Origin of the sequence: Caulobacter sp. S45, assembly GCF_903642205.1 — a bacterium.
Taxonomy (GTDB): Bacteria; Pseudomonadota; Alphaproteobacteria; order Caulobacterales; family Caulobacteraceae; genus CAHJWH01.
In genome coordinates, this window is sequence record NZ_CAHJWH010000004.1 from 43,489 (window position 1) to 51,204 (window position 7,716).

The following is a 7,716-nucleotide window of genomic DNA, read 5'->3' on the forward strand; positions in this document are numbered from 1 at the left end:
GCGGCTGCGTAGCCCGCCCATCCCGGCGGGCTTCGCCATTTTCCACGCCTCACGTCGGTGTCCACCTCCATGAAACAAGACATTCACCCCGACTATCACTTCATCAACGTGACGATGACCGATGGGTCCACCTATCGCACGCGTTCCACCTTCGGCAAGGAAGGCGCGAACCTGGCGCTGGACATTGACCCGCGCACCCACCCGGCCTGGACCGGCGGCTCCTCCACCCTGCTTGATCGCGCCGGCCGCGTCTCGCGCTTTTCCGCCAAGTTCGGCGGCTTCCTGAAGAAGTAGTCTGCGGGCGGCTCAGAGCCCGCTATCCAGGTAGGCCTCGTTCGGAGGTTGGCGAAGGTCGGTGACTCAGCTTTCCACGCGACGTCGATAGGCCGTCAGCGTGTTCTCCAGCAGGCATGCGATGGTCATGGGGCCAACGCCGCCGGGCACCGGCGTGATCGCACCGGCCACCTCCACCGCCTCCTCGAACGCCACATCGCCCACCAGGCGTGAGCCGCCGTCCGCCTTGGCGACGCGGTTGATGCCCACGTCGATCACCGTTGCGCCGGGCCTGATGAACCCCGCCGTCACCAGGTTCGGCACGCCCACCGCGGCCACCAGGATGTCCGCCCGTCGGCAGACCTCCGGCAGGTCGCGGGTGCGTGAATGAGCGATGGTGACGGTGCAGTTGGCGGCCAGCAGCAACTGGGTCATGGGCTTGCCGACGATGCCCGATCGGCCGATCACCACCGCGTCCATTCCGCCGATGTCGCGCCCGGCCTCCACGATAAGCTTCATGCAGCCTCGTGGCGTGCAGGGGACCAGCCCCGCCTCGCCGCCCCAGAGCCGGCCGACATTCAGGGCGTGGAAGCCGTCCACGTCCTTGTCCGGATCGATGGCCGCGAGGACCTTCTCGGAACGGACTTGAGGAGGAAGGGGTAGCTGGACGAGGACGCCATCCACGGCGTCGTCGGCGTTCAGCCGGGCGATGAGGGCGAGCAGCTCTGTTTCTTGCACGTCATCGGGCAGGCGGTGCTCTACGGACACCATGCCGGCTTTGCGCGTGGCGACGCCCTTGTTGCGGACATAGACCTGGCTGGCCGGATTGTCGCCCACCAGAACCACGGCAAGCCCTGGAGCGCGGCGCTGCAGGGTGGTCAGGGCCGCCACCTGCTCGGCGATCTCGGCGCGCAGGCGAGCGGCGACGGACGAACCATCGAGGATGCGGGCGGTCATGTAGGGCCTCCAACCTCAAGGGATCGCCAGTGCGGAAAGCCTGCAAATCATACCGGTGGCCGGGCCGCCTCTAACGAGGTTTGTGTGTCGCCGTCGTGTTCAGCGGTCAAGGCGGTATCATTGCCCGGTCGCCCCCGAGCTGGTGTGGCCGCATACGATGAGGGGCCAGGGGCTCCGCCGAAAAGCGTGGAGGCGTTGGTCGGGAGGCGTGGAGGCTGCGTCTTGACGCCTGAGCGGATTGCCGTCAGTCACTGGTCCCGCCGACGGGCGGCTAGCTCAGCTGGTCAGAGCGTCTGGTTTACACCCAGAAGGTCGCGGGTTCGAACCCCTCGCCGCCCACCAGTGCTTGTGCGGGAGCGTCGAGCCGTTTCCACTGCAACGCGAAGATGTGCCAATTGCGAGCGGCTTGCCCCAGCGGAGGCCATCGGCTACCACCCTGGCGAGGGCCTGGTGGCGGAGAGGCTACGCAGCGGACTGCAAATCCGTGTACTCGGGTTCGAATCCCGACCAGGCCTCCAGCAGCCGGGGCGCTGGCTTGCCGGTGAATTTAGCTACCGAAGACCGGCCCCAGTCGTGTCCTGCGGAGCGTGAAGCTTGGATCCGACCGCTGGCGCCTCCGCCGGGCCAGATGACGCGTCTAGGACATCGGAGTGGCTGACCGGCCACTCGCTGGGCGATCCGTTGGATTGACAAGCCGAGCGGAAGTTCACCGTATGCACCAGGCTGGCCTATTCCCGCACCTTGCAACTCGCGCCCCCTGATCGATGAGCATCACTCTACCGGACGGCCGGCTTCGCAAGTCACGCCCCCGAGCGGACCAGGAGCCACCCCCTTATCCGCCTCTGGTTGAGGAAAGGCTGCGAGCTCGACCGCTTCTGATCGCCGTACCGTTGTATCGCCGTGCTGATCTTGCACGTCAGGTGATCCAATCGATCGCCGACTGCGCGGAGGAAATCTCGAAGCTCGATGGTGAGGTGATCCTCTACAACGACTCGCCTGGCGATGCGGCGCTCGACAAGGCTTTGGCGGATGTAACGTCAAAGCCGCACCCCAACCTTGCTATCCGGGTGGAGTGCAATCCAGAAAACGTCGGGTTCGTCCGTACGGCCAATCGCGCCATAGCGGACGCCACCCGTCTGAAGCGCGACCTGGTGCTGCTGAATTCTGACACGGTCCTCACGCCCGGCGCGCTGACCGAGATGGCCCGGGTCGCTCTGGCTGATCCCATGATCGGCTTCGTCAATCCAAGATCGAACAACGCCACTCTCGCGTCTCTGCCCTACCAGGCGCGGTTTCGGAGGTCGCCGCCCGATGCGGCGTGGTCCGCTTGGGCAGCGCTCGCGCCCCGGCTGCCGCAGTTCAGCTATGTGCCGACCGCCAACGGCTTCTGCATGCTGATCCGCTGGGTCGTTCTCGCTCAGCTGGGCGGCTTCGACGAGATCTACGGCCGAGGCTACAATGAGGAAAACGACCTCGTCATGCGCGCTAGCCGGCGAGGCTACCGGGCGGTGCTCGCCAACCATGCGTTCGTCTGGCACCAAGGCTCCGCTTCCTTCAGCCTTGGACGAGAAGAAGACACTCTGGAGCGCCGCAACCGCGAGATCCTCGTCAGGCGCTACCCCGAATATCCTCGCCTTACAGCCGCATATTTCTCGTCGGCGGAGCAGAGGGCCGAGCTGTTGCTCGGTACGCTGATCCCTGACGGGACGGGCCGCCTCAACGTCGCGCTGGATTTTTCGAGCTTCGTAGCTGCTCACAACGGCACCTTCGTCGCCGGCTTGCAACTGCTCGCCAAAGCCGCCGAGGTCTGGTCGGATCGATACAACCTCGTGGTGCTCTGCGCTCCTGAGACCTACGCCTTTCACGGGATGGCCCGCTTCGGCACTGAGCGACGCGACCCGCACGGCCCCGAGCTGTATTCGGCCATCTTCCGCGTCGGGCAGCCGTACGACTGGAGTGCGGTCGAGCGCATGTCGCTGAAAGCGGCGAGCGTAGGCGTGTTCATGCTCGACACGATCTCGCAGGACTGCGCCCAGCTCTATGATCCAGAAGTAGGCAGGCTCTGGTCGTGGACGCTGGAGCACTTCGACCTTGTGGCCGCCACAAGCGCACTGACCGAGGGCCAGCTCTCCCGACGCTTCGCGTTCGGCCCGGGCGTGCGCCGCGTGCGGAGCCTGCACTCGCTCGATCTGAACGACTACACTCATCCCCGTCCTGAGGCGGAGGACGTGCTGATCCCCCCGGGCTACATCTTCGTGGTCGGCAATCACTACGAGCACAAGGATGTGGCGCTCACGGTCAACGCACTGGCGGAGGCCGACCCTAAGCGGACCATCGTCGCCCTCGCGGGTGAGTGGCGAGCAGCCGCGCCGGCCGATAAGGGCGCGTACGCCCCCCGCCCGATCGAGCCACGGGCCAACGTGCTCCAGCTCAACGCGGGGCAGCTCACGCCCAGACAGCTGAGCGCTCTTTATCTAGGCGCCGCCGCCGTCGTATCGCCGAGCCATTACGAGGGCTTCGGCATGGCGGTGCTGGATGCGTTGGCGGCGCGTCGGCCGGTGTTTGTTCGTCCCTTGCCAGCGACGGCGGAACTCTGGAGCGAACTCGGAGGTGACGACAACGTCCACTTCTTCCTGACCACCGCCGACCTGAACCGTGATCTCGCGAGGCCACCCGCCTGGAGCGACGCGGGCGCCTCCACCGGGCGTCCAGGCGACGCTGCCCGGGCGGCGGCTGATATCGGCCGCGCGGTAGATGAGATGATCGCAGGCGTTGATTACGGACGCATCGTTCGCAGGCTCGCCAGCCTGTCGCGCCAGCTTGCGCCGCCTCCCGCCGAACCGCCCGCCATCGCGCCGACGACTCCGGAAGCCTTCGTCGCCCAAAAGATAGGCGCGCGGACGGAATACATCATGACCCGGATGCTGACGCTGCCAGGCGTCTTCCCGGTCCTGCGAAGCATGGCGCGGACAGGACGACGTGTCAGGAGCTTTATCCGTAAGCCCTGACTTTGTCGAACGACCACGATTGCCGTCGCACGGCGTCCGCGCGCTTCCGAGCACCCATTTTCCGGCTAAGTGGCCCAACGCTCGCCTAAGCCTCGTGACGCGGCGTCGCAGGCACGGGCGCCGCTTGACCCGCAGCTTCGCAGGCGACAGTACGGCCAATAAAAAAAGGGGGGATGATACGTGATCCGTTTACTGCTGGCGGCGAGCACGCTGGTCGGGACGCTGGCCTTCGCCGGTAAGGTTCAGGCGGCCGCGCCCAGCCCGTTCTCAGGCGAGACGGTGTTCGGCGACAGCCTGAGCGACGGCGGCAACTTGTCGATCTACGCCGGGCTGCCCACCCTCATGCGCTTCACCACCAACCCGGGCCTGACCACGGTCGAGGACGTTGCGAGCGCCTACGGTCTGCCGCTTACGCCCTCGCTGCAAGGGGGGACCAATTTCGCATACGGCGGCTCCGGCGTGAACACCAACGCGCCCGGCACTCCCGTCGGCGTACCTACAATAACCCAGCAGGTAGAGACCTACCTTGCGGCCGGTCCAAAGCTCAGCGGAAGCGAACTCTACACCGTCTTCGGCGGCGCAAACGACATCTTCTACCATGCGACGGAGGCGGCGCTCTACCAGGTGACGGCAGGGGGAAAGTCCCCAGCCACCGCCGCGCTAGAGGCGTTCGAGGGGGTGTCGTCCGTCGAGAGCGCCACCTCCGCCACCTCTGCGATCCAGGCGGCCGCCGCGCAGGAGCTCAGCCTGATCGGCGCCCTGCAGAAGGCGGGTGCGCACTACATCGTGGTGTTCAACCTGCCCGACATCGGACGCACACCTGAAGCCGCCGCCGACGAGACGCTCGTTCCTGGATCCAAGGCCGCGCTGACCGGCTTCTCGAACAGCTTCAACGCGGTGCTGAACGCCGGCTTGGCGTCTACAAAGGTCGGAATCATCCCCGTCAACACCTTCGCGCTCCTCAATGAGGTGCTGGCTGACCCCGCTGAATACGGCTTCGTGAACAGCACCACGCCGGCCTGCACCACCTCAAGCTCGTTGAACTGCACCCGCGCCACATTGGTGACGCCGACGGCTTACACCAACTACGTCTTCGCCGACGGAGTGCACCCCACCACCACCACCCACGCCCTGTTCGCTCAGGTGGTGGAGAGCGAGATCGCCGCGCCGCAGCAGATGTCCCTGCTGGCCGAGGAGCCCCTGGCGACGCTGGAAGCGGAGCGCGACGCGGTGGGCGGCCAGCTGCTCTCAGACCAGCGCGACGACTCGACGGGAGTTCGGCTGTTCGCCACTGGCGGCTATGTGCGCCAGCATTTCTCCAGCCAGTCGGCCACGCCCTCAGCCCACGACGATGACGGCCTGATCACCGCAGGCGTCGACTACAGGATCACTCCACAGGTCAGCATCGGCGGCGAGCTGAGTGGGGGAGCGGCCAGCGAGGCGCTCGACGGCGAGCTGCGCCGCTTCCACACCGACAGCATCATGGGTTCCGTCTTTGGCCAGTACGTGCGTGGTCCCGCCTATGTCACGGGGCAGGGTGGCCTCGGCGTGGTGAAGTTCGACGACATCCAGCGCATGTTCGCCATCGGCCCGGCGACCCGGGTGGAGAACGGCTCGGTGGATGGCGAGACCTACTCCGTCAGCGGCTCGGCCGGCTATTGGTTGGGCCAGCCGACGCTGCGCGCCGGCCCCTTTGTCGGTCTCGCTTACGAGCACGTCCACGTCGACCACTATGGAGAGGACGGTTCTGACAGCACCGCCATGATGTTCGGCGAACAGGACCGCGAGTCGCTGATCAGCGAGGCAGGCGCACGGATACAGGGCGCCGTCGTTCTAGACGGCTTTAGACTTCGGCCGTTCGCGGAACTCGCCTACGCCTACGATAGCATGGCCCGCACCCGCGATGTGCTCGCGGGGCTCAACACCATGAACGGGGTGTTCGCCATTCCCGGCTTTGCGGGAGATCGCCAGTGGGGCGAAGCCCAGGCCGGCCTGGAGACGGAGCTGAACGGCGGCTGGAGCGCCTACGTCTCCTACGAAGGCCGGTTCGCCGGGGCCTCTTCGAGCTACGATGGGGGTCGCATCGGCGTGCGATACGCCTTTTAGGGAGCCATTCACGAGATCGGACCGGGCGTTGAAACGCGCGTTATCGCCATCTGGATCGGTTTGTCTGGAGTGCGGTCAACGGGCGCCGGAGATTATCGCCCGCCAACCCGAGTGGAACATCAGCCGAGAATGGCCGAGATGGGCTAAGGCGGCCTCAAGAACACGGAGTGCAAGGCCTCACCGTTGACCGGTGCTTCGGCGCAGGGTCTGCTCACGCGTGAGCCGGCCGGCGGTCTTTGGAGACGCCATGTGGCGCGTTAAGTCGCTCGATCAAATCCTGGCCACCGCCGAGAAGAGATCGCTCAGTCGTTCGCTGGGCGCCATCCAGCTCACCCTGCTGGGCATCGGGGCGGTGATAGGCACGGGCATCTTCGTTCTCACGGCCGCGGCCGCCCAGAAGGCTGGGCCGGGAATGATGGTCTCCTTCGCCATCGCGGGCGCGGTGTGCGCCGTCGCCGCGCTCTGCTACTCCGAGCTGGCCGCCATGGTGCCGGTCGCCGGCTCCGCCTACACCTACTCGTACGCCGTGCTGGGCGAGTTCGTGGCCTGGCTCGTCGGCTGGGCGCTGATCATGGAGTATGCTCTGGGGGCGAGCGCGGTCGCCGTCGGCTGGTCTGGCTACACAACGGGGCTGCTCCACAACTTCGCCGGCCTGACCATACCCGCCGCCCTGGCTGCGGGGCCTGATGGGGGCGGGGTGATCAACCTTCCCGCGGTCGTGATCACGGCCGCGGCGACGGGCCTGCTGGTGATCGGCACCAAGGAGAGCGCGACGGTCAACGCCGTCCTGGTGACGGTGAAGATCATCGCCCTGGCGGCCTTCGTCGCTCTGACACTCCCGGCCATGCACCTGCACAACTTCACGCCGTTCACACCGAAGGGATGGGGCAATCCTCTGGGATCAGGCGGCGCCGGCGTGCTCGGGGCCGCAGCGTCGATCTTCTTCGCCTACGTCGGTTTCGACGCCGTCTCCACCGCCGCGGAGGAGACACGGAACCCGCAGCGCAACGTTCCCATCGGGCTGATCGGCTCGCTGGTCATCTGCACCATCTTCTACCTGCTTGTGGCGGGAGGCGCCGTCGGCGCATACGGCGGTCGCTGCATGACAAGCTGGCGGCCGCTCGTCAGCCCTGAGAACAACATAACCCTCGACGACCTACGAAGGCGATCCATTAAATGATAACATGTATTGCTTTTGAAATGACAGACTACAAGTGGAACACTTCACCCGTAGCCACGCTTGAAGTAAGTGTAAGTGTAAGTTCGGCTATCGGCTTCTGGCGTTTGATGAGGGACTAGAGCGTGACCGGATCAGTTTGGAGCGTATCCTGAGTTGACGAGGTAGTTGGCGCACTCCTGGGGGCTGAAGTGA

4 protein-coding genes, 2 tRNA genes and 1 pseudogene are annotated in these 7,716 nt (G+C 65.8%); 6 read left to right on the top strand and 1 reads right to left on the bottom strand.

Annotation, left to right across the window (positions count from 1 at the left end; translation table 11 throughout):
- Positions 1-69: 69 nt before the first annotated feature.
- On the top strand, positions 70-294 hold the full coding sequence (rpmE, locus tag HUV06_RS01155; protein ID WP_174299431.1) for a 50S ribosomal protein L31: 225 nt from the start codon (positions 70-72) through the stop codon (positions 292-294).
- A gap of 66 nt (positions 295-360) precedes the next feature.
- Here rpmE and folD read toward each other — a convergent pair whose 3' ends face one another.
- Entirely contained in the window at positions 361-1,230 is an 870-nt protein-coding gene (gene folD / locus HUV06_RS01160) for a bifunctional methylenetetrahydrofolate dehydrogenase/methenyltetrahydrofolate cyclohydrolase FolD (protein WP_174299432.1), read from the bottom strand.
- Between the two features lie 265 nt (positions 1,231-1,495).
- Between folD and HUV06_RS01165 the strand changes: the two genes are divergently transcribed.
- From HUV06_RS01165 to HUV06_RS01185, 5 genes and pseudogenes are all read left to right on the top strand, one after another.
- Positions 1,496-1,572 (top strand) — tRNA-Val (locus HUV06_RS01165).
- 102 nt (positions 1,573-1,674) lie between these two features.
- Positions 1,675-1,748, top strand: a tRNA-Cys gene (locus tag HUV06_RS01170).
- 246 nt (positions 1,749-1,994) lie between these two features.
- Positions 1,995-4,238, top strand: a complete 2,244-nt coding sequence (locus tag HUV06_RS01175) for a glycosyltransferase (protein WP_256429984.1) — start codon at positions 1,995-1,997, stop codon at positions 4,236-4,238.
- 180 nt (positions 4,239-4,418) lie between these two features.
- A complete protein-coding gene (locus HUV06_RS01180; RefSeq protein ID WP_174299434.1) occupies positions 4,419-6,344 on the top strand; it encodes an autotransporter domain-containing protein in 1,926 nt (641 codons plus the stop codon).
- Positions 6,345-6,591: 247 nt separating this feature from the next.
- Positions 6,592-7,443: pseudogene (locus tag HUV06_RS01185) on the top strand (amino acid permease); the annotation flags it as partial.
- Positions 7,444-7,716: the final 273 nt, after the last annotated feature.